Origin of the sequence: Achromobacter sp. SIMBA_011 (genome assembly GCF_046535435.1) — a bacterium.
GTDB classification, from domain to species: Bacteria; Pseudomonadota; Gammaproteobacteria; order Burkholderiales; family Burkholderiaceae_B; genus Achromobacter; species Achromobacter dolens.
In genome coordinates, this window is record NZ_JAWRWN010000031.1 from 1 (window position 1) to 636 (window position 636).

2 tRNA genes and 1 rRNA gene are annotated in these 636 nt (G+C 50.9%); all 3 read right to left on the reverse strand.

Annotated features, from left to right (window positions below):
• Positions 1-132 precede the first annotated feature (132 nt).
• A tRNA-Ala gene (locus SB816_RS29730) sits at positions 133-208 on the reverse strand.
• 10 nt (positions 209-218) lie between these two features.
• A tRNA-Ile gene (locus SB816_RS29735) sits at positions 219-295 on the reverse strand.
• A 123-nt stretch (positions 296-418) separates the two neighbouring features.
• Positions 419-636: ribosomal RNA gene (locus SB816_RS29740) — 16S ribosomal RNA — on the reverse strand; the annotation flags it as partial.

Consider the following 636-nt stretch of genomic DNA (forward strand, 5'->3'; position numbering starts at 1 on the left):
ATCGGCTCCTAGTGCCAAGGCATCCACCGTGCGCCCTTTCTAACTTAACCGTTAAAAAGAATCACTACGTGATATCTTGCATTACTAATTGAATGTGAATTACTTCTGTTATCTAGTTTTCAAAGAACACGTTGGTGGAGCCTAGCGGGATCGAACCGCTGACCTCCTGCGTGCAAGGCAGGCGCTCTCCCAGCTGAGCTATGGCCCCATAACAAAATTGGTGGGTCTGGGCAGATTCGAACTGCCGACCTCACCCTTATCAGGGGTGCGCTCTAACCAACTGAGCTACAGACCCAATTTCGAGCTTGTAACTGTTAGCTTGGAGCTATCAGCTTGGAGCTTAAAGCTGCTTCTATCGTCTTCTTCAATGAATCAAGCAATTCGTGTGGGAGCTTATGAAGCAGCTGATGTCGTCGATTAAGGAGGTGATCCAGCCGCAGGTTCCCCTACGGCTACCTTGTTACGACTTCACCCCAGTCGCTGACCCTACCGTGGTTAGCTGCCTCCTTGCGGTTAGCGCACTACCTTCGGGTAAAACCAACTCCCATGGTGTGACGGGCGGTGTGTACAAGGCCCGGGAACGTATTCACCGCAGCATGCTGATCTGCGATTACTAGCGATTCCAACTTCATGTAC